The 20038-nt window shown below is 64.0% G+C and carries 18 protein-coding genes and 1 tRNA gene; 14 read left to right on the top strand and 5 right to left on the bottom strand.

What is annotated here, in order from left to right; genetic code table 11:
* The first annotated feature begins 7 nt into the window (after nucleotides 1-7).
* Together JNM03_RS09870 and infC are read left to right on the top strand one after the other, a co-directional pair.
* Nucleotides 8-1195 carry a penicillin-binding protein activator gene (locus JNM03_RS09870; RefSeq protein ID WP_294036281.1) on the top strand — a complete coding sequence of 396 codons (1188 nt, stop codon included), beginning with the start codon at nucleotides 8-10 and terminating at the stop codon, nucleotides 1193-1195.
* A 158-nt stretch (nucleotides 1196-1353) separates the two neighbouring features.
* Nucleotides 1354-1890, top strand: a complete 537-nt coding sequence (gene infC / locus JNM03_RS09865) for a translation initiation factor IF-3 (protein ID WP_294036280.1) — start codon at nucleotides 1354-1356, stop codon at nucleotides 1888-1890.
* 12 nt (nucleotides 1891-1902) lie between these two features.
* Here the strand turns inward: infC and JNM03_RS09860 are convergent, their stop codons facing one another.
* Nucleotides 1903-2601: an NRDE family protein gene (locus JNM03_RS09860; protein WP_294036279.1), complete on the bottom strand. Its 699-nt coding sequence runs from the start codon at nucleotides 2599-2601 to the stop codon at nucleotides 1903-1905.
* 130 nt (nucleotides 2602-2731) lie between these two features.
* Between JNM03_RS09860 and JNM03_RS09855 the strand changes: the two genes are divergently transcribed.
* Entirely contained in the window at nucleotides 2732-3169 is a 438-nt protein-coding gene (locus tag JNM03_RS09855; protein ID WP_294036278.1) for a hypothetical protein, read from the top strand.
* Between the two features lie 33 nt (nucleotides 3170-3202).
* Here JNM03_RS09855 and JNM03_RS09850 read toward each other — a convergent pair whose 3' ends face one another.
* From JNM03_RS09850 to uvrB, 3 genes are all read right to left on the bottom strand, one after another.
* Entirely contained in the window at nucleotides 3203-4708 is a 1506-nt protein-coding gene (locus JNM03_RS09850; RefSeq protein ID WP_294036277.1) for a peptidase S10, read from the bottom strand.
* Between the two features lie 125 nt (nucleotides 4709-4833).
* Entirely contained in the window at nucleotides 4834-5640 is an 807-nt protein-coding gene (locus JNM03_RS09845) for a hypothetical protein (protein WP_294036276.1), read from the bottom strand.
* 89 nt (nucleotides 5641-5729) lie between these two features.
* Nucleotides 5730-7916, bottom strand: a complete 2187-nt coding sequence (gene uvrB / locus JNM03_RS09840) for an excinuclease ABC subunit UvrB (protein ID WP_294036275.1) — start codon at nucleotides 7914-7916, stop codon at nucleotides 5730-5732.
* A gap of 62 nt (nucleotides 7917-7978) precedes the next feature.
* Between uvrB and JNM03_RS09835 the strand changes: the two genes are divergently transcribed.
* The 11 genes from JNM03_RS09835 to JNM03_RS09790 all read left to right on the top strand — a co-directional run bounded on the left by JNM03_RS09835 (nucleotide 7979) and on the right by JNM03_RS09790 (nucleotide 17773).
* Nucleotides 7979-8503, top strand: a complete 525-nt coding sequence (locus JNM03_RS09835; RefSeq protein WP_294036274.1) for a DUF3617 domain-containing protein — start codon at nucleotides 7979-7981, stop codon at nucleotides 8501-8503.
* Nucleotides 8504-9094: 591 nt separating this feature from the next.
* Entirely contained in the window at nucleotides 9095-10867 is a 1773-nt protein-coding gene (locus JNM03_RS09830; protein WP_294036273.1) for a tetratricopeptide repeat protein, read from the top strand.
* 31 nt (nucleotides 10868-10898) lie between these two features.
* Nucleotides 10899-12101 carry a serine hydrolase gene (locus tag JNM03_RS09825; RefSeq protein WP_294036272.1) on the top strand — a complete coding sequence of 401 codons (1203 nt, stop codon included), beginning with the start codon at nucleotides 10899-10901 and terminating at the stop codon, nucleotides 12099-12101.
* Between the two features lie 47 nt (nucleotides 12102-12148).
* Entirely contained in the window at nucleotides 12149-12385 is a 237-nt protein-coding gene (locus JNM03_RS09820; protein ID WP_003039428.1) for an acyl carrier protein, read from the top strand.
* 163 nt (nucleotides 12386-12548) lie between these two features.
* Nucleotides 12549-13811, top strand: coding sequence for a beta-ketoacyl-ACP synthase II (fabF, locus tag JNM03_RS09815; protein WP_294036271.1), 1263 nt, complete (start codon nucleotides 12549-12551; stop codon nucleotides 13809-13811).
* A 232-nt stretch (nucleotides 13812-14043) separates the two neighbouring features.
* Nucleotides 14044-14988, top strand: coding sequence for an endolytic transglycosylase MltG (mltG, locus tag JNM03_RS09810; RefSeq protein ID WP_294036270.1), 945 nt, complete (start codon nucleotides 14044-14046; stop codon nucleotides 14986-14988).
* A gap of 87 nt (nucleotides 14989-15075) precedes the next feature.
* Nucleotides 15076-16167, top strand: coding sequence for a hypothetical protein (locus JNM03_RS09805; protein WP_294036269.1), 1092 nt, complete (start codon nucleotides 15076-15078; stop codon nucleotides 16165-16167).
* On the top strand, nucleotides 16167-16919 hold the full coding sequence (locus tag JNM03_RS09800) for an alpha/beta hydrolase (protein WP_294036268.1): 753 nt from the start codon (nucleotides 16167-16169) through the stop codon (nucleotides 16917-16919). The genes JNM03_RS09805 and JNM03_RS09800 overlap by 1 nt, the downstream gene beginning before the upstream one ends.
* Before the next feature lie 230 nt (nucleotides 16920-17149).
* Entirely contained in the window at nucleotides 17150-17440 is a 291-nt protein-coding gene (locus JNM03_RS18955; RefSeq protein ID WP_367235744.1) for a 2'-5' RNA ligase family protein, read from the top strand.
* Nucleotides 17441-17449: 9 nt separating this feature from the next.
* A complete protein-coding gene (locus JNM03_RS18950) occupies nucleotides 17450-17635 on the top strand; it encodes a hypothetical protein (RefSeq protein ID WP_367235743.1) in 186 nt (61 codons plus the stop codon).
* A gap of 61 nt (nucleotides 17636-17696) precedes the next feature.
* Nucleotides 17697-17773, top strand: a tRNA-Met gene (locus JNM03_RS09790).
* Between the two features lie 473 nt (nucleotides 17774-18246).
* Here the strand turns inward: JNM03_RS09790 and JNM03_RS09785 are convergent.
* Nucleotides 18247-19830, bottom strand: coding sequence for a TonB-dependent receptor (locus tag JNM03_RS09785; protein WP_294036267.1), 1584 nt, complete (start codon nucleotides 19828-19830; stop codon nucleotides 18247-18249).
* Nucleotides 19831-20038 lie beyond the last annotated feature (208 nt).

Below are 20038 nucleotides of genomic sequence, written 5' to 3'. Positions count from 1 at the left end.
GCCGAAAATGGCAGAAACTTCCGCCGAGCGCCAAGTGAATGCGTCGTCGCGCCGCCGAATGCTGCGCGGAATGGCCACGCTGGCTCTCGGGGGGCTGCTCGCGGCTTGCCAGATGGTCCCGAAAGCCAATGGTCCGGCGACGCCGCCGCCGCCCGAGACGCCGACCGACAATGTCGGTCCCGGGCTTCCGACCGACACCGATCGTCACCGCGTCGCGCTGCTGGTTCCGCAAACAGGCCCGAATGCCGACGTCGGTACGGCAATCGCCAATGCCACGACGATCGCGCTGCTCGACTCGCGGACGGAAAAGGTGCGCATCACCACTTATGACACCGCCCTTGGCGCCGCGGCCGCGGCGCGGCAGGCGGTTGCCGACGGCAACAAGCTGATCCTGGGCCCGCTGCTCAGCGAGGATGTCGCCGCGGTCGCGCCGATCGCGCGGGACGCAAAGGTCCCCGTGCTCAGCTTTTCGAACGACAGCAGCGTGGCGGGCAACGGCGTCTTCATCATGGGCTTCGTTCCCGGCCAGTCGGTCGAGCGCGTCGTCGCCTATGCCCGCACCAAGGGGCATCAGCGCTTTGGCGCGCTCGTACCCAAGACCGTTTATGGCGACCGTTCGACCGCGGCATTCCGTGCCGCTGTGACGGCGGCCGGCGGGACGCTCGTCGCGGTCGAAAGCTATGATCGCAGCGCGACAGCGCTCACTGGCGCCGCCCGCCGGCTCGCCAACGCGGGCGCGATCGATGCCGTCCTCATCGCGGATTCGGGCGGAAACGCGATCCGCGCCGTGCCCGTGCTCAAGGGCGCGGGGGGCAAGCAGATCCTTGGCACCGAACTCTGGAACACCGACGCGACGCTGGGCGGCAATGCCGCGATGCGCGGGTCGTGGTTCGCGAGCGTTTCGGATGGCCTTTATGGGCAACTCGCCGGGAAATATCGCGCGCGTTTTGGGAAGTCGCCGTACCGGCTTGCCAGCCTGGGTTATGACTCGGTGCTGCTGACGGTGCGCATTGCGCGTGACTGGAAACCGGGAACCAGCTTTCCGACCACCCGCCTGCTCGCCGAGGACGGCTTTGGGGGGATCGACGGGATCTTTCGTTTCAACAATCGCGGTATCGCGATCCGCGCGCTGGAGGTCAGCGAAATCGGCGCGGGCGGGTTCCGCGTGATCGACCCCGCACCGACCAAATGGTAGTGGCATAACCGCCACAGGGGCAGCGAAAGCGTCATCTTTGTGCAACGGGCAGCCTTTACGGCGCGCCCGCGTTCACTATATGAGCATGGCGTGCGGAAACTGCGTCGATTCCGCGCGTCCGTACTCAACGACCAGGAGATACAGCTATACCACCGCCCATGACCCGTCGCCCGATGGCGCCGCTGCCGCCCAAAAACGGCCCGCGATACAATGAATTCATCGCCTCCCCCAAAGTCCGCGTGATCGACGAGGAAGGCGAAAATCTGGGCGTAATGCTGACGGCCGAAGCGATCGAGCAGGCCGCATCCGTCGGGCTGGATCTGGTCGAAGTCTCTCCCAACGCCGATCCGCCGGTTTGCAAGTTCCTGGACGTGGGCAAGTTCAAATACGAAGCCCAGAAAAAGGCGAACCTCGCTCGCAAGAGCCAGAAGACGCAGGAAATCAAAGAGATCAAGATGCGTCCGAACATCGACGATCATGATTTCGACGTGAAGATGCGCAAGGTGTTCGACTTCCTTGGCGAAGGCGACAAGGTCAAGATGACCATGCGCTTTCGCGGCCGCGAAATGAGCCACACGCAGCTCGGCCTCAACGTGCTTCAGCGCGTCGCCGAACTGACCTCGGAGATCGCGAAGGTCGAAGCACATCCGCGCACCGAAGGCCGCCAGATGCTGATGGTCATCGCGCCGAAATAGCGGTTTCGGCTTTCAGCCGATGCGGAAATTCAGGGCGGTCGTTCCGGTGGGACGGCCGCCCGCTTCATATCGGCGCTCGGTCATCCGCACCTCGCCGTCGGCGGCGACCGTAACCAGCGTCGAAGCCCGGGTGCCGTAAACGTCTCCGCGCAGGAAAAGCGCCGGATCGTCCTCTTCCATCAGCGTATCGAGCAGGGCTTCGGGATCGGCGCCGGTTTCGACCACCTCCGCCAGGGCGCTGCGCAGTCGCTCGGCGCGCGGACAGGGGCTGTCGACAGGTTCGTTGGCGAGCGCATGGATGCCGGACTCCAACGGCATGATCAGCGGAACCGGACGGTTGGTCAGCAGCCGCGCCGCGGCGCTGTCCACCGCAAACACGTTGAACGCATTGAAGCGCGGAAGATCCTCCGCGGCGGGGCAAGCAAAGCGCCCTTCGCCGCGCAGCATGTCGCTCACCAGCGCCCCGCGCGATTCCTTCGACGGATCGGGCATCGCACCGCGGACATTGGTCACGACGACGACGCGACCGCTTGGCCGATGGACGCCGAGCCATGTTCCACCCGCCTGCAGGTCACGCCCGGCCACGATGCCGCTGTCGTCATCCCATTCGGCGATCGCCGCCGCGGGCCGCGCGTGAAATTCGTCGCGGTTGCCGATCAGGATCAGCGGCCAGTCGGGGTGGGCGCGGTGGGCGAGGGCGACGACGCACATGGAGGCCCTATCGGCGGTTGGAGCCGATTTGCCAAGCGTTCGCCTTGGTGTGTTGTGTCGATATGTCACTGATTGCGGGCAATCGGGAATGATGATAATCTCCGCCCTCTTTCTGGAGGGGGAGACGAACATGGACGTAGCCGTCAAAACGCCCTGGCATCTGTGGGTGGTCGGGGGATTGTCGCTGTTATGGAACGCATTTCCCGTTGTCGATTTCACGATGACCAATCTGCAGAATGCGGCGTGGCTCTCGCAGTATAACGAGGCACAGCGAGCGCTTATCCTTGGCGGGCCGGGCTGGTCGAACATCTGCTGGGCGATCGGCGGCTTTGGATCTTTCCTCGGCTCGCTGTTGCTGCTGTTCCGCTCGCGCCATGCGGTCAGCGCATTTCTGCTCTCCGCGCTCGGGCTGGCTGGCATGACCTGGTACCAGCTCGTCCAGAACGGCGATGCGTTCAGAAAAGTGCTGGGCGATGCGCCGCTCTATATGAACATCGTCATCTGGGTCGTTCTGCTGGCGCTGCTCTTCTATGCCCGCGCCATGAAGGCGAAAGGCGTCCTGCGCTGACGGAAAAGGGGCGCCCCTTGGCGCCCCCAATTTTTAGCGCGCGCGGATGAAGGCGCGGATGTCGGCGGACAATTTGTGCCGATCCTCGTCGCGGATATACATCATGTGACCGGCGCCATAATATTTATACTCGATCCGGTCCTGCGGGATGCCGGTGCGCGACAACGAATATTCGGCGGCGAAAAAGGGTGTCGCAAAGTCGTAATAGCCCTGACCGACGAATATCCTAAGGCCGCTGTTCTCGCGTAGGGCCTGCCCGATATAGGGCGCGACGTTCATATAGGCGTTGGTGTCGCGTCCGCCGATGCGCCAGTCCCACAGGCCGCCGATCCCGCTGATCGACTGATATTCCCGGGTCGTCTTGAACCCCAGCGTGTCGCGGCTCCAGCTGTTGATCGCGGCGGTATAGCTCGCATCGATGCCGTAGAAGCTGGGATCATTATCGGGTTCCTCGCCCGCATTGTCATAATCCTTGCCGGTATAGCGGCTGTCGAGCCGTCCGACGGTCAGGCCGCGATCGCGAAGCAGTTCCTTGTAGAAGCGGCCGGGGGTGACGCGCAGGTCGGCATTTTCGAGATAGGTTTCGGAAAGGCCGGTGAAGCGCGAAAGGTCGCGGCGTATCTGCGCGCGCTCTTCGCCCTGCAATTTCTGGCCCTTCAGCAGCGCGGCGGCATAGGGACCGATGGCCCATTGCCGTGCCTCTTCGGCAAAGGCTTCGACCGACGTCGCGCTGGCCTTGCCATGATAGAGCGCTGTCGTTGCCATCGAAGGCAGGTTGGTGATGTAGCTGAGTTCGTTGCCCGGCGTGTCGGCGCCGGCGGCGAAATCGAGGACGGTCGAGATCAGGATGATGCCGTTCAACCCGACATCATTGTACGTCTCGTTCATCAACTGGTTGGCGACCGCGGCGGACCGGGTGGTGCCATAGCTTTCGCCGCCCAGGAATTTCGGGCTGTTCCAGCGACCATTGTCATTCAGCCAGAGGCGGATCACCTCGGCGACCAGTTTCGCATCCTGCGTCACCCCGTAATAATCCTTGGGGTCGGCCTTGCCGATCAGGTGTGAAAAGCCCGCGCCCGGGGGGTCGATGAAGACGATGTCGGTGACGTCGAGCAATGCGTCGGGATTGTCGACGATCGGATAGGGCGGGGCGCCATCGTCGGTGCCATTGCCGGGAATTGCGACGCGCTTCGGCCCGAACGCTCCCATCATCAGCCATACGGTGCCCGATCCGGGCCCGCCGTTGAACAGGAAGGTAATCGGCCGGTTCGGGTCGCGGGGTTCCTTGACATAGGCGGTCGTGACCACCGCGACTTCGGGGACACCGTCGTTGTTCTTGATGATCGTCTCGCCGATCGTCGCGGCATAGTTGATCTTTTGCCCGCCGAAGGTTCCCGACAGCTTCGTCGTGTGGACCTGCGGCGTGACGTCCTCGGCCTTCTCCGCCTTCGTCTTGTCGGCGGGTGCCTCCTGCGCGTGAAGGGCGGCAGGTGCGGCGACGGCAAGCGCCAGCGCGATCAACGACAGACCCGATTTCATTGGTATTTCTCCCCGGTTGAAGCGCCGGACGCTACGCCCCGTGCGAAAAGGGGGCAAGGGTGCTGGTCGGTTACGGTGGCGCATTGGTCGAAGGCGCCCGGGTGGTTCGTCGGACGATGCGATTATCAGGCCGCCAACGCTACCTTTGGAGGTCGAGGGCGAGCGCCGGCAATCCATCCGTGCCAGGCTATCCCTGCGCCAAGGACGGCCGTCAGGAAGAGCAGCAAGGGAAGATCGACACGGGAAAGGGCCGCGAAGATTGGCGCCCAGTCCGGAATGCGTCCCAGCGTCTCGAAGCTGATGGCCTGCGCCGCAATGAACCCGGCAGCGATCAGAAATGGCCTGCCATGCCTCGGCGTCTGGCGATACAGATAAAGCGCGATCACCAGCGCGATCAGATTTCCGCCAGCCATGGCGTAGGAAAAATTCTCGTCCGGCCGAAAAAAAGGGATGAGTATGGCAAGCAACCGGAATCCGATCGGAGAAATCACGAACAGCAGGGTTGCAAGCATATAGCGAGCGTGCAGCTGGACCTCGTGGCGGTGCTTCAGACCCAACCAGAAGAGCAAGGCGAAGGCGACATTGGCGAGCGGATCGAAAAAACCGAACTGCGCGATCTGCTTGCCTTCAACAGTCGTGAAATCACCGGCCAGGGTCGCGGCCTCGACATGGATCACCCACATCCCCGCGACCAGGAAGAACGGGAAGAGCAGGAAGATTGCCAGCCCGGCCTTGCGGTGGAGCGCGAGCCGATTGTGGTGGGCTGTCCAGCTCTGCCCGATTGCGAGGACGATCCACAGGACCGAGCTGGCGGCATGAGCATGGTGCGCCATGCTGTGAGTCTGCAGCTTCGTGAAATATCCGGGCCAGAAGGCGGCGAACGTCAGCGCGAGCAGCGCCAGCACATATATCCAGGCCGAACGAAAGGGCATATCACTCCCCCTTGCTCCGACACTGGCACTATCAAACGCCCGCAGCAAGCGGCATCGCTACGCGCGCTGGCGTGCTTCATCGCCCCGCGTCACCGCCCCCAGCGCGTCTTGCTCTGCTTCCCGAACCGTCCCTTCCGCGTGCCGGGCTTGCCCTCGTTCGAGCGACCGACGCGGGGCGCGACCTGTTCGTCGGCAGGCAGGCCGAGTTCGTCGGCCTCCAGTCGACGGATCTCGTCGCGCAGGCGGCCGGCCTCTTCGAACTCCAGGTCGGCGGCGGCGTCGCGCATCTTCTTTTCAAGATCCTGGATATAGGCGCGCAGATTGTGGCCGACCATGTGTGCGGGCTTGTCTTCGCCGATGTCGATCGTGACGCCGTCTTTCGATGCGACATGCGCGATGATGTCGCCGATGTTGCGCTTGATCGTCGTCGGCGTGATGCCGTGTTCGACATTATACTCGGTCTGCTTTTCGCGGCGTCGGTCGGTCTCACGCATCGCGCGTTCCATGCTGCCGGTGATGCGATCGGCGTAGAGGATGACGCGGCCATCGACGTTGCGGGCGGCGCGGCCGATCGTCTGGACGAGGCTGGTTTCGCTGCGCAGAAATCCTTCCTTGTCGGCATCGAGGATCGCAACGAGACCGCATTCCGGAATATCGAGCCCTTCGCGGAGCAGGTTGATGCCGACGAGCACGTCGAACACGCCCAGGCGAAGATCGCGGATGATCTCGATACGCTCGAGCGTTTCGACGTCGCTGTGCATGTAGCGAACCTTGAGCCCGGCCTCATGGAGGAATTCGGTCAGATCTTCCGCCATGCGCTTGGTCAGCGTCGTGACAAGCGTGCGATAGCCGTTGGCCGCGGTTGCCTTCGCCTCCATGATCAGATCGTCGACCTGTTCCTCGACCGGCCGGATGATGACCGGCGGGTCGATCAGCCCGGTGGGGCGGATTACCTGTTCGGCAAACACGCCCTGCGTGCGGTCCATCTCCCACGTACCGGGGGTCGCCGAGACGCTGACCGTCTGCGGCCGCATCATGTCCCATTCGGCAAAGCGCAGCGGCCGATTGTCGATGCAGCTCGGCAGGCGGAAGCCATATTCGGCAAGCGTGATCTTGCGGCGGTGGTCGCCCTTCGACATCGCGCCGATCTGCGGGATCGTCTGGTGGCTTTCGTCGACGAAGAGCAGGGCGTTGTCGGGCAGATATTCGAACAGGGTCGGCGGCGGCTCGCCGGGCAGGCGGCCGGTCAGGAAACGGCTGTAATTCTCGATCCCGGCGCACGATCCAGTCGCAGCGATCATTTCGAGGTCGAAATTGGTCCGCTGTTCCAGACGCTGCGCTTCCAGCAGCCGACCTTCGGCTTCGAGCTCCTTCAGTCGCTCGGCGAGCTCGTGCTTGATCGCCTCGCTCGCCTGCTTGAGCGTCGGCCCCGGCGTCACATAGTGGCTGTTTGCATAAATACGCACCGAGTTGAGGCTGGCGATCTTCTTGCCCGTCAGCGGATCGAACTCGGTGATCTCCTCTATCTCGTCGCCGAAGAAGCTGACGCGCCACGCCATATCTTCATAGTGCGATGGAAAAATCTCCAGGCTGTCGCCGCGCACGCGAAAATTGCCGCGGGCAAAGGCCTGATCGTTGCGCTTGTACTGGAGCGCGACGAGCTTGCGGATGATCTCGCGGTTATCGACGGTCTGCCCCTTCTTGAGGTCGAAGATCATCGCCGAATAGGTTTCGACCGATCCGATACCGTAAAGGCAGGACACCGATGCGACGATGATCACGTCATCACGTTCGAGCAGCGCGCGTGTCGCCGAATGGCGCATGCGGTCGATCGCCTCGTTTACGCTCGACTCCTTTTCGATGTAGGTGTCCGACCGCGGCACATAGGCCTCGGGCTGGTAATAGTCGTAATAGCTGACGAAATATTCGACCGCGTTGTTCGGGAAAAAGCTCTTGAACTCGCCATAGAGCTGCGCGGCGAGAATCTTGTTCGGCGCGAGGATCAGCGCGGGCCGCTGCAGCTCGTCGATGACCTTCGCCATCGTGAACGTCTTGCCCGACCCGGTGACGCCCAGCAGCACCTGATCGCGCTCGCCGGTTTGCGCGGTCGATACCAGTTCGCGAATCGCGGTCGGCTGGTCGCCGGCGGGTTCATAGTCGCTAACCAGTTCAAATCGTTTGCCGCCTTCGACCTTGTCCGGCCGCGCCGGACGGTGCGGGACATAGCCTTCGGCGGTATCGATTTCGTCGAGTGATGTGCGAATCTGGATTGCCATTACCACCAATATGGTATCGATGGGGCGGGTCCACAATCGCAATGAGTCACAAGGGGATGGATATGAAGAAGCTTATTACATTCGCCGCTCTTGGCGTCGCATTGGCGACGGCGGGCTGCAGCAAGAGCGAAAATGCCGGTGGCACCGTCAAGCGCGAAGCCGGCAACTGGAAGACCGACGTCAAGCTGGTGAAGTTCGAGATGCCCGGTATGGCGCCTGAAATGAAAGAAGGCATGGGCAAGATGCTGGAAGGCGCCAGCGGCCTGGATCAGTGCTTCACGCAGGAACAGGTCGACAAGGAAGATATCGCGGCCGAACTCGCCAAAGGTCCGGGCAATGGCAGCGAATGCACCTGGACAAAGAAGGATGTCAGCGGCGGCAAGATCGATGTCGCGGGCACCTGCAAGGCGAACGGCCAGACCGTCGAAATGGCCATGGCCGGGACGATGGAAGCCAAGAAGACCGACGTCACGATCACGACCAAGGGCAAATCACCCGCCGGTCAGGGCGAAATGGAAATGGTGCTGCAGATGACCAGCACCCATACCGGCCCCTGCAAGGATGGCGCGGCGGCGACCAAGAGCTGAGGCTCGAACAGCCGAAAACGAAAAGGGGCGTCGGTGCGAGCCGGCGCCCCTTTGTGTTGGGGTGTAGGATCGTGCCCGGGGAGCAGCCGGCGGAGTCGCGGCTATCCTCATGTCGAACCGGGTTATGCGGCGAACCGGATTCGGGGGCTTGAAGGATGAAGGGCGGACTTGCCGGGCAGGATGTAGGTGGGGCTACGATCCTGCCCGGCGAAGTCACTGTTTATGAGGATGACAGAATATTCGAACGGCGCCAGGGACCAGCTCGCACCCTTCGGTCTGTCGACCTCATTCGTCCAACCCAGGCGGATGCCCAGCCCAGACCACGATGGCACAGGGCGCATCGCGACGATGGGACTTTCCCACGCTGTTCGGGAAGAGGACAGTTACATGGGGTCACGTCGCGGCATGTAGCCGAACGGAAAGGGTTTCTTAACCATTTGGCCCCGATTTTCGCCATATTTGGCGCGAGGATTCGATTTTGTTATAAGGCTGCCGCCTGCTGTTACCGTTACATGGCGGTAAACCTGCTGGCCGTGTCTTCCGATTGGCGTATCTACCGCCCCGCCACGCCAGAGGGCATTAGAGGGTTGCATGGACCGCGTTAAAGCGAACGACACACCGGAGACCGGCGAAACCGACCGGATTATAGCGGAAGAGTTCCAGCGGCTTCTGGCGTCGCCGCTGTTCACACGTTCGCCCGTATTGTCGCGTCTGCTGCAGTTTCTGGTCGAACATCGGATGCGTGGCGGGCGCAGCGCGCCCAAGGCTTACGCGATCGCGACCGAGGCGCTGGGACGCAACGCCGATTTCGATCCCGCGGTCGACAGCTATCCACGAGTCATGGTCGGCCGGCTGCGTACCTTGCTCGACCGCTATTATGCCGAGACGCCGTGGGTTCACCGGCTCCGGGTGCCGCAGGGCAGTTACGAGATCGTCGTGCAGCACCGGACATCGCCGCCGGCGCGATCGGCGCCGGACGGCGCCGAGGAAGTCGATCCGAAATTCATGGGGTCGGCGGTCGCCGGAGACATGACGTCATTGCGCCAGCCCGGGGCTCCGGAACAGCGGGTGCGGTACGGACTGTGGACGGCGCTGGCTGCCCTGGCGGTTCTCTTCGTCGCGGGCGGCTGGTGGTTGGCGAGCGAATGGGACCGCTTGTTCGACAAGGCGCCGGTGGATATCCCGCTGCTGGAAATCAGTGCGCCGCTCTCCGGCGACACGCCGCCGTCACGAGCGCTGGCTCGCGGGCTGGAGGGCCGACTGCGCGATGGACTGCGCCGCTTCGATCTGGTCGACCTGCGCAGCGCCCGCGCTCCGGCGAATACGCCCGCCGCCGATCGCGCCGACTATCGACTCGACGTGTCGATCGTGCGCCAGCTGGAAGGTCAAGTCGCCGAGGTCACGCTGGTGCTCAATCGCGTTGCCGATCAGCGGACGATCTGGTCGCAGCAATTCCACGTCGAAGGCAATGATATGCCGGGGTTCGAGGCGGTGGATACCGCGATCGCGCAGATCGCCGGCGACTATGGGGTCATCGTACGCGATCAGGTGCAGCGCCAGCCCGACAATTTTGCGCCGGGGTTTGCCTGCCTCGCGCAGTTCAATCGCATGCGCCAGATGCGCACGGGGACGAATGCCCGTCAGATCGAGGCCTGCCTGCGCGCCACGCTCGATCGCAGCCCGCACGACCCGGTGGCGCTGAATGCGCTGTCGCTGCTGCGCTTCGGCGACTGGCAACCGCTGCGTGGTACGCCGGCGGGCGCCGCCGCGTTTGCCGAAGCCCGCGCGCTGGCCGAACGGGCGTATGAAAATGGCGCGGGGACGTCGGCCGGGCAGTTCGCGATGGCGCGTGCCAACGTCTATGCGGGCAATTGCGCGGGCGGCGTCGCGATGGGCGACACGGCGGCCCGTCTCAACCCCTATGATGCCGATCTTGCGGGATTTCTGGGACTGTTCAAGCTGGCGTGCCATCAGCCCGAAGAGGGAACCGCCCTGCTGCAGCGCTCGCTCGACCTCGATGCCTCCTATCCCGGCGTCCCTGCGGTAACCCTGGCTTTTCTCCGCTCCGAGGGCGGTGATCAGGACGCCGCGATGGGAATTCTCGACCAGGTGCCCTCGTCGAGCGCTCGCGAACCGCAATTCCTGATGGTGCGGGCCATCGTGCTCGCGCGGCAGGGTAAATTGCCCGCCGCCCGCGCCCTGTGGCGCGACCTTCTTGCCTATACGAAGCAGCCGGCGAGCGCGCCGGCGGAAAAAGTGCTCCAGCAGTTCATCATCACGCCGATCGTGATCCAGCGATCGGCCGCCGCGCTTCGCGACTCGGGCGTCGTCGCGCCCGCCACGGGACGCCGATCCGCCCCTTGACGGCGGGCAGGGCGGCGGCGAAGCTGGCCGGATGCCAACCGGCCTTGCCTTTCTGATCGCCGCGTCGATTGCGCCGCCGCCTGCCGCCGTGGCGGTGCATTTCGACCGTCAGGGACAGGTCGAGGCGCGCGTGGTCGAGGGCCTGGCCGATCGGACTAGCGGCCGCGCGGTGACCCCCGACGATCCGGTGCGCGTCGCGTCGGCTTCCAAAATGATCGTCGCGCTCGGCGTGATGCGGCTCGTCGAGGCGGGAAAGCTCGACCTCGACCGCGACGTGTCCGACTATCTCGGCTGGCGCCTGCGACATCCGGCCTTTCCGGATCGCCCGATCACGCTCGCACATTTGCTCGGCCACCGCGCCGGGCTGACCGACGACGTCGATTATGCGCTGCCGCTGGACGCCGACCTTGAGGCCGAACTGGCCAAACCGGCAGCGTGGGACGGCGCCCGCCCGCCCGGCGGCGCCTTCGCATATGCCAATATGAACTATCCGGTCGTCGCGGCGGTGATCGAGGGCGCAACCGGGGAACGCTTCGATCGGGCGATGCAACGCCTTGTCTTCCAGCCGCTCGGCCTCGACGCCTGTTTCAACTGGCCGACGTGCGGCGACGCCGCGGTGGCACGGGCGGTCGTGCTGTACGGCGCCGACGGCGCGGTCCAGCGCGACGATCTGGGTGGCCGGCGCCCCGACTGCCCGGTCGTGCCCGCATCGGACGGCGGCTGCGACCTGACCCGATACCGCCTCGCGCATCATGGCGCGGGCTTCAGCCCGCAGGGCGGCCTGCGCATTTCGGCCAACGGTCTCGCGCGGATCGGTATCCTGTTCCTTCGCGGCGGGGAGACGTTCCTGAAGCCCGAAAGCCTGACCCGACTGGCGGCGATGGCGGCGGTGCATCCGACAAGCGGGGAGGGGACGGACGGATTCTTCTGCGAATATGGGATGGCGATGCACAGCACCGGCGGCTCGGCGCTCGCCGATCCCGCGTGCCACGACGACCTGTTCGGCGACGGCCGTCTCCGGCTCGGCCATTCGGGCGATGCCTATGGCCTGCGATCGGGGTTGTGGTTCGATCTTGAAGCGGGCGATGGCATTGCCTATTTCATCACGCAGGTACCGGATGGCCAGAAAGGGGGGCGTTCAGCCTACAGCAGCGCCGAAGAAACGCTGATCGACAAGGCGGTTCACCGACCGACCGATGCCAGACCTCTTGCCAGCCCTGCCGCTGCGCACTAGGGCAAATCCCAACATTCACGCCATAGTCAGAAAAAAAGGAATTGTGCATGAGCGATTCGGCTGAAAAGGTTAAAAAGATCGTCGTCGAGCATCTCGGCGTCGAAGCCGACAAGGTCACCGAAGAGGCAAGCTTCATCGACGATCTGGGTGCGGACAGCCTCGACATCGTCGAACTGGTGATGGCGTTCGAAGAAGAATTCGGTGTCGAAATCCCTGACGACGCGGCTGAAAAGATCGCGACCGTCAAGGATGCGATCGACTATATCGAAGCGAACAAGGGCTAAGGTAGCCTGTCCGGCATAGCCGGATATGGGCGCCGCGCGCCCGCGCGTTTCCGGCTTCCCGGTCCAGGGCCTTGCGCACTGTGACCGGGAAGCTTTTTTCTTGGGATCGCGATAATGGTGAATACGGACTCCTGCGGGGGCAGGGCCGACGAAAGGAATGTCTATGCGCCGGGTTGTGGTGACGGGTTTGGGTTTGGTGACGCCGCTGGGCGCCGATGTGGAAACCACATGGGCCAATCTGATCGCCGGCAAATCGGGCGCTGGTCCGATCACCCATTTCGACGCCTCGGACCAGAAATGCACGATCGCATGCGAGGTCAAGGGCCCCGACCATGAATATGGCTTCGACCCCGGCAAGCGCGTCGATCACAAGGTGCAGCGCCAGGTCGATCCCTTCATCATCTTCGGCATCGACGCTGCCGGACAGGCGCTCGAGGATGCGGGTCTCGCCGAACTCACCGAGGAGCAAAAGGTCCGCGCCGGCTGTTCGATCGGGTCGGGTATCGGCGGCCTGCCGGGCATTGAAAGCGAAAGCCTGCTGCTCGCCGAAAAGGGGCCGGGCCGCGTCAGCCCGCATTTCGTCCACGGCCGCCTGATCAACCTGATCTCGGGGCAGGTCAGCATCAAATATGGCCTGAAGGGCCCGAATCACGCCGTCGTCACCGCCTGTTCGACCGGCGCGCATTCGATCGGCGATGCGGCGCGGATGATCCGCGACGACGATGCCGACATCATGCTGGCGGGCGGCGCCGAGGCGACGATCTGCCCGATCGGCATCGCCGGCTTCGCGCAGGCGCGTGCGCTCAACATGACCTACAACGACCGTCCCGAACAGGCGAGTCGCCCCTATGACAAGGACCGCGACGGTTTCGTGATGGGCGAGGGCGCTGGCGTCGTCGTGCTCGAGGAATATGAGCATGCCAAGGCGCGCGGCGCGAAAATCTATGCCGAGGTCGTCGGCTATGGACTGTCGGGCGACGCCTATCACGTCACCGCGCCGGACCCCGAAATGGACGGCGCTTTCCGTTCGATGAGCGCGGCGCTCAAGAAGGCGGGCATGACCCCCGCCGACATCGACTATATCAACGCCCACGGCACCTCGACCATGGCGGACACGATCGAACTCGGCGCCGTGAAGCGCCTGTTCGGCGATGCGATGGGCAATGTCTCGATGAGTTCGACCAAGTCGGCGATCGGCCACCTGCTCGGCGGCGCGGGCGCGGTCGAAACGATCTTTTGCATCCTCGCGATCCGCGACCAGGTCGTCCCGCCGACGCTGAACCTCGACAACCCCGACGAAGGCACCGAAGGCGCCGATCTGGTTCCGCACGTTGCGAAAAAGCGCAAGGTTCGCGCAGCGCTCAACAACAGCTTCGGTTTCGGCGGCACCAACGCCAGCCTGATCGTCAAGGCGGTCGAAGACTGAGCCTTCATATCCTCCTCGCCGCGGGGCGGTGGGGAGGGGCCATATGTGGTGGAGGGGCATCACCCGTTCGGGTCGCCATCTCCCCACGGCCTGTCAAAACCCTCTTTCCTACACTCGCCGGCCATGCTCTATCACCCTGTCGCCGGATTTCGGCTTAAGGCGACAAAGGAGACAGTTGCGGCGCGCACGTCCGTATCCTTTGTCGCCTTAAGCGCCGAATAGGGAGAATCTGGTGCACCCGTTCCGCTGGCTGACGATCGCGATCCTTGCGCTGTCGCTCGCTGCGTGCTCGGGCGGCGCGCCACGCGACACCGTCGTCGTCATTCCGCCGGGAACCAGCATCGCGAAGGCAGGCGAGATTCTTGAAAAGGCGGGCGCAGTCTCGTCGGCGTCGGGTTTCCGCAACCATGCGCGCTTCTTTGGCGGCGACAATCCGATCAAGCCCGGCGAATATCAGGTTCGCAAGGGGATGGGCGCCGGTGCGGTCCTCAGCCTTCTCCAGTCGGGCAAGACCATCCAGCGGATCGTCATGATCCCCGAGGGCATGCCCTCGATCATGGTCTGGGAACGGCTGATGGCCGAACCGCGCCTGAAGGGGGATATTCCTGTCCCGGCGGAGGGCAGCATCCTGCCCGACAGCTATGCCTTCACCTCCGGAGAGACGCGCGCCGCCGTCGTCAAGCGGATGCAGACGGCGATGACCAAGGCGTTCGATGCTCTGTGGGCCAAACGCAGCCCGCGCACCGCCGCCAAGGATCGCAACGAAGCGATCGCGCTGGCCTCGATCGTCGAGAAGGAAACCGGCGTGCCGGCCGAGCGCCGGACCGTTGCCGGCGTTTATACCAATCGACTGGCCGTGGGCATGAGGCTTCAGGCCGATCCGACGATCATCTATCCGATCACCAGGGGCAAGCCGCTCGGTCGCCGCATCCTGCGTTCCGAAATTCTCGCCGTGAACGACTATAACACCTACAGCATGATCGGCCTGCCAAAGGGACCGATCGCGAACCCCGGCAAGGCGTCGATCGCCGCCGTGCTCGACCCCGAAGCGAACGACTATCTGTTCTTTGTCGCCAAGGGCGATGGCGGTCACATCTTTGCCCGGACGCTGTCGGAGCATAATGCGAATGTGCAGAAATGGTATGCGCTCCGCCGCGAACGGGGCGAGATCGAATAGCCGGCGCCGACCGGTCCGACGAGTGGGAGAGCGGTGATGCGGAACCTGTCGATATATGCGTTGATTTCCTTCGCAATGACCGCATGCATGGCCAATGGCGGCAGCGCCGCGGGACAATCCGCAACCGATGTCCGGATCGAGGCGGGCCCCAGGCTTTCGGCGCCCCGCGCCACGCACCAACTCGTCACTTCCGGCAGCTATCTTGTCGTCATCGGCGGGTGCGTCCGCGCCGGCTGCGAAGCGGGGCCTGCCAGCGCCACGGTCGATATCATCGATGCGCGCACGATGAAGCTCGCCAGAACGGGCCGGCTGCTCGCGGCGCGCATTCAACCTGCCGCCGCGCTGTTGCCCGATGGCCGTATCCTTGTGCTCGGCGGCTGGGTCGACGGACGGGTGTCCGCAACGTCCGAAATCTTTGACCCCGCGACCGGGGAGTCGCAGGCGGGGCCAGCGCTCGGCGGGCCGCGGTCGGGCGCGACGGTGGTGCGACTGTCGGATGGGCGCATCCTGATTGCGGGCGGCTTTGGTGGCCGCGATGTGCGTGCCGACGCCGACATCTTCGACCCTTCGAACGGAAAAATGGTCGCCACCGGATCGCTCGGCGTGGCCCGGAGCGGCGCCACGGGAACGCTGCTGGCCGATGGCCGCGTGCTGATTGCGGGCGGCGGGCGCCCGGATGCCGAGCCGCGCGTTGCGCTGGCGAGCGCCGAGATATTCGATCCATCGACCGGCCGTTTCCAGCCCACGGGGCGAATGGCGGAGGGGCGCTATAAACATGGTGCCGTGCGCCTCGACAATGGCGACGTGCTGATTGTCGGCGGCTCGGACGAACGCGATTATGGCGGCAAGATGCGTTCGGTGGAACGTTTCGACGTGGCGCAGGGCCGGTTCCTGTCCGCCGGAACGCTCGCCAGCGCCCGTTTCAAACTGGCCGACGGTCTGTTGCTTCTGCCCGGCAATCGCGTGCTGGTGGCGGCGGGCGACACGGCGCCCGAGATTTTCGATGTCGCCAGCGGAACCGCCGTGCCGGTGGATCATGATCTGGGCGGACAATGGAATTACATGACCCTGGTACGCGCTGACGAACGGACCGCGTTGCTCGCTGGCGGCTATCGGGAAGGAAAGATCGAGCCGACGGACCGGAGCTGGATCATCCACCTGCCGCGAGGAGCAAGCTGATGACCACTGCCAAGTTGTTCCTCCACGGCGTTCCGGACAGCCCCGCCATCTGGGGTCCGTTGCTCGCGGCGCTGGACCTTGGCGACACGCCGGTTGTCGTTCCGGCGTTACCGGGCTTTACCGCCCCGCTTCCCGCCGGTTTTCCGGCCACGAAAGAGGCCTATGCCGACTGGGCGATCGATCAGGTCGCCGCGCTGTTCGCGCAGCATGGACCGATCGACATCGTCGGTCACGACTGGGGGGCATTGATCGCACAGCGCGTTGCGATGCTGCGACCCGACTTGCTGCGCAGTTGGGCCGTATCGAATGCGGTGATCGATCCCGACTATCGCGGTCACCGGGTCGCGCGCATCTGGAACACGCCGATCCTTGGCGAGATCTTCATGGCGCTCAGCAAGCCCGCCGCGCTTGCCAAGGGGCTGGCGGAGCAGGGGATGCCCGCCGATATCGCCGACGAAGAGGCGGTGCAATGGGCGAACCGGGACAAGCGCCGGGCGATCCTGAAACTGTATCGATCGGCGAAGGGTTTGAGTTTCGAACATGACTGGGCGCGCGATATCGGCCGGCTGCCCGCGAATGGCGCGCTGATATGGGGCGCGGGCGATCCCTATGTCGAACTGTCGGTTGCCGAGCGCTTCGCCCGGCGCACGGGAACGCCGCTGACGGTAATCGACGGGGCAGGGCATTGGGCGATCGCCGAGCGCCCGGCCGACGTCGCGGCGGCGCTGCACGGCTTCTGGGCGACGCTCTAAGTCCGTGATTTTTCGAGGTCATCGTCGAGGGCGATCATAGTGACCCAATTAATCGATTGGATCGTAGTGCCGCTGTCGGCCAAGGCGCCAGCCAACGAGACAGGGCGTCCCATGGACGACGGCATGCCTCCCGCAATCGCGTCGGCCATCCCCTCTCGCGCATGGTGATCCGGGCCATCCCCCTTCCCACCCGGGTTGCTGGCGCCGCGCCTGTTGTTCTGACTGGAACGATGGGCGCGGCAGACCAGCGCTTCTTCGATGCGCTGCGCACCGCGCATTTTCCGCCCGAACGCAACCATCTGGCCGCGCATATCACGTTGTTTCATCAGCTTCCGCCTTCCTGTCTGGATGAACTCGAACGGCTGATCGCGGTCATCGCGCGGGATACTCCGCGGCCTGCGGCATTGGTCCGCGATATCTATTCGTTGGGTGGCGGGGTCGCCTTTCGTATCGACAGCCCCGACCTGCTGGCGATCCGCGCGCGCATTGCCGACCGGTTCCACGGCCTTTTGACAGTGTAGGATCAGGGCGTGCCGCGGCTTCACGTCACCGTCCAGAACAAGGTGACGCCAGCGGCGGCGCGCGAACTGCTGGCCGATCTCTCGAAAAGCTTTCGTCCGGCGTCGCTGGAGGTCACCGGACTCGCCGCCTATCATTATCGCGGCGGCCCTTGGGAGCCTGCCTTCACCCGCAATTTCCGCGGCCTTCGCAGATGATATTGACCCGGCCAAAGACCCTGCCTATAGGCGCTGCTCGCCCAAAGCGGCGGCCTTTCGGGGCGGAGTAGCTCAGCAGGTTAGAGCAGCGGAATCATAATCCGCGTGTCGGGGGTTCGAGTCCCTCCTCCGCTACCATCCTATCTAAGATATTGAAAATAAACGATTTTCTTAGGTGTGGATTGGATGCCATATTCGAAGATCGTGAAATTAAGTGATTGAAATATTGCTATTTCATGTTCGCTCATGAGCGCAGAAAGTTCGGATCAGGCTACAGGTTGGGGGGTATCGACCGAGCCGTCTGAGGAAAGATCATCCGCTTCGCACCCTGAGGCGGTCGCTCCCACCCTAATGCCGTTGCCTCAAAAGCGGCCGTTCGCTCCGCGGGGCGCGATGATCAACCCGATCTTGGTAATCAGCGCGCTCGGTGCCGCCCTTCAGGCACGGGACAGATTTTCCTTGTTCAACCAGATTTTTGACTAGCTTTCGTTGATCCTGAAACAAGGGACCTTCTAGGCGGCGCTTGCGTTGCTGGCGCGTTAATTCGACTGGAGGGGCCGGCGTAGCAACCGACGGTTATCTTACGTCGGCCCGCTCCGTTTCGCGGCGCATCAATAACGCGCGCGGAGCGTTACATAGAGCGAGCGGCCCGGTTCGGGAAATCCGTCCGTGAGGCTATAGTCCTCGTCGAACAGGTTTCGCGCGCCAACGCCGAGTTCGATTGTGTCGGTGATCGCATAGTCGACCCGCAGCGCGGCGGTGATATAATCTCCGGTCCGGTAATAGCGCGCCGGCTGCGTGGTTGGCGTGGCGGTGAACAGCGTCCAGCGGCTCGAGGCGATCTCGACGCTCGGCTGGATGTGCAGCCCGCCGAGCGGCGACCAGTCGGCATAGATCAGACCCTTGTGCGTCGGGACCCCCGTCGGGCGGAAGCCGGGGTTTGCCGCGTAAGTCAGGTCACGCTTGATGAAAGTGTAGTTGGCGCCGACGTCGAGGCCCGGCGCAATCGTTCCCGACAGCGACGCCTCGGCGCCATAATATTCGCCGCTCCCGACATTCTGGCTCTGGGTCAGGTTCCGCAGCGTACAGCCCGGGGTGGGTGTCGCCGGCGGCGTGGTCGATGCGGTACAGGGGTAGGCAGGCGTCAGCACGCCGAAGATCGCATCGTCGATCCAGCTATAGAAGAGTGCGCCGTCGAGCCGCAGGTCGCCGCTGGTCCAGCGGCCGCCGACCTCGGCATTGGTGGCGCGCTCGGCCTTGAGCGCGGGGTTCGGGATGGCGGTATTGAACCTCTGGCTGAAGCGTTCGAAAATCGTCGGAAAACGCGCGCGGGATGAGAGGCTGGCGTGCAGCGCGAGCGCGCCGCCGGCGTTCCAGTCGAGCCTGCCCTGGAGGTTCCAGGCCTTGGCATCGCGGCGCGGATATTGATAGATGACCGATGGCGTGCCCGAGGTGCCGAGCGGCGAGCCGAATTCTTCGGCGCGCTTGAGGTCGCGCCAGTCGAAGCTGCCGCCGAGCGTGAAGCGGAGTGCGCTGGTGAGCGCGACCTCATTCTCGAGCGCGATCGAGAAGCTGCTTTCGGTCTGCGTCTGCGGCGGTTCGGTCGTGCCGACGCCGGCGGTCGAGAAGCTCGTCTGCGCCTCGACATGCTTGTCGTGCCGGTAGTGGAAGGCGAGACGCAGCGTGTCGGCATCGCCGATCCGAACGTCGAGCTGCGTCGAGCCGCCCCACGCCTTGTCGAAATAGGGGCTGTCGAAGGCGAACGGCCGGCTTTGCGCGGTCTGCGTGCGGTCGTTGAACGAACGCAGCATTGAATCGAACTGGTTGTAATAGGCGCGTGTCTTGAGCGTCGCGCGGTCGCCGAGCGCGGTGGTCGAGAGGAAGTAGATGCTGTCGATGTCCCACTGCGGCCAGTTCCAGAAGCGCGGCGTCGTGACAAGATCGCTGACGTGCAGCGGCGCGTTTTTCGCGCCGGCCTGCTTGGTGTAACTAATCGTATATTCGTCGGTGTTGTTGGGGGTGAAGCCGAGCTTGATGTTGGCGCGCCAGTCGCGCGTCCGCGAAAAGTCGCGTTCGCCGCCGTCCTCGAGCGCGGGGACGATGGGCGTGAAACCGTCGGGCAGGTCCCAATGATCTGTAAAGCTGCGGGCGTAGCTTGCCTGTGCATACCATTTGTCCTGTCGCGTCCCGATCATGCCGGACGCCGAATAGCCCGCATAATCTGCATCATTGTCGAAATTGACGGTGCTCCGGACGTCGATGTTGAGGATCAGCGTGCAATAGGCACCCCCTTCGTGGGGTGATCGGCGTGCAAAAAGGACCCCTTCATCCCGGGGATTTAGTCGGCCGACTGGTTTTGATCAGTTGGCGAGAACGGGATGTTGATCGTGGAGACAGTGGTTC

This window comes from Sphingopyxis sp., assembly GCF_016793825.1.
Lineage (GTDB): Bacteria > Pseudomonadota > Alphaproteobacteria > Sphingomonadales > Sphingomonadaceae > Sphingopyxis.
The sequence above is the reverse complement of the archived record's forward strand: the minus strand, read 5'-3'. Positions and strand labels throughout refer to the sequence as shown.

Coding starts and splice junctions, on each gene's coding strand:
- JNM03_RS09870 (WP_294036281.1), top strand. CDS start 8: ATGGCAGAAACTTCCGCCGAGCGCCAAGTGAATGCGTCGTCGCGCCGC.
- infC (WP_294036280.1), top strand. CDS start 1,354: ATGACCCGTCGCCCGATGGCGCCGCTGCCGCCCAAAAACGGCCCGCGA.
- JNM03_RS09860 (WP_294036279.1), bottom strand. CDS start 2,601: ATGTGCGTCGTCGCCCTCGCCCACCGCGCCCACCCCGACTGGCCGCTG.
- JNM03_RS09855 (WP_294036278.1), top strand. CDS start 2,732: ATGGACGTAGCCGTCAAAACGCCCTGGCATCTGTGGGTGGTCGGGGGA.
- JNM03_RS09850 (WP_294036277.1), bottom strand. CDS start 4,708: ATGAAATCGGGTCTGTCGTTGATCGCGCTGGCGCTTGCCGTCGCCGCA.
- JNM03_RS09845 (WP_294036276.1), bottom strand. CDS start 5,640: ATGCCCTTTCGTTCGGCCTGGATATATGTGCTGGCGCTGCTCGCGCTG.
- uvrB (WP_294036275.1), bottom strand. CDS start 7,916: ATGGCAATCCAGATTCGCACATCACTCGACGAAATCGATACCGCCGAA.
- JNM03_RS09835 (WP_294036274.1), top strand. CDS start 7,979: ATGAAGAAGCTTATTACATTCGCCGCTCTTGGCGTCGCATTGGCGACG.
- JNM03_RS09830 (WP_294036273.1), top strand. CDS start 9,095: ATGGACCGCGTTAAAGCGAACGACACACCGGAGACCGGCGAAACCGAC.
- JNM03_RS09825 (WP_294036272.1), top strand. CDS start 10,899: ATGCCAACCGGCCTTGCCTTTCTGATCGCCGCGTCGATTGCGCCGCCG.
- JNM03_RS09820 (WP_003039428.1), top strand. CDS start 12,149: ATGAGCGATTCGGCTGAAAAGGTTAAAAAGATCGTCGTCGAGCATCTC.
- fabF (WP_294036271.1), top strand. CDS start 12,549: ATGCGCCGGGTTGTGGTGACGGGTTTGGGTTTGGTGACGCCGCTGGGC.
- JNM03_RS09805 (WP_294036269.1), top strand. CDS start 15,076: ATGGCCAATGGCGGCAGCGCCGCGGGACAATCCGCAACCGATGTCCGG.
- JNM03_RS09800 (WP_294036268.1), top strand. CDS start 16,167: ATGACCACTGCCAAGTTGTTCCTCCACGGCGTTCCGGACAGCCCCGCC.
- JNM03_RS18955 (WP_367235744.1), top strand. CDS start 17,150: ATGGGCGCGGCAGACCAGCGCTTCTTCGATGCGCTGCGCACCGCGCAT.
- JNM03_RS09785 (WP_294036267.1), bottom strand. CDS start 19,830: ATGATCGGGACGCGACAGGACAAATGGTATGCACAGGCAAGCTACGCC.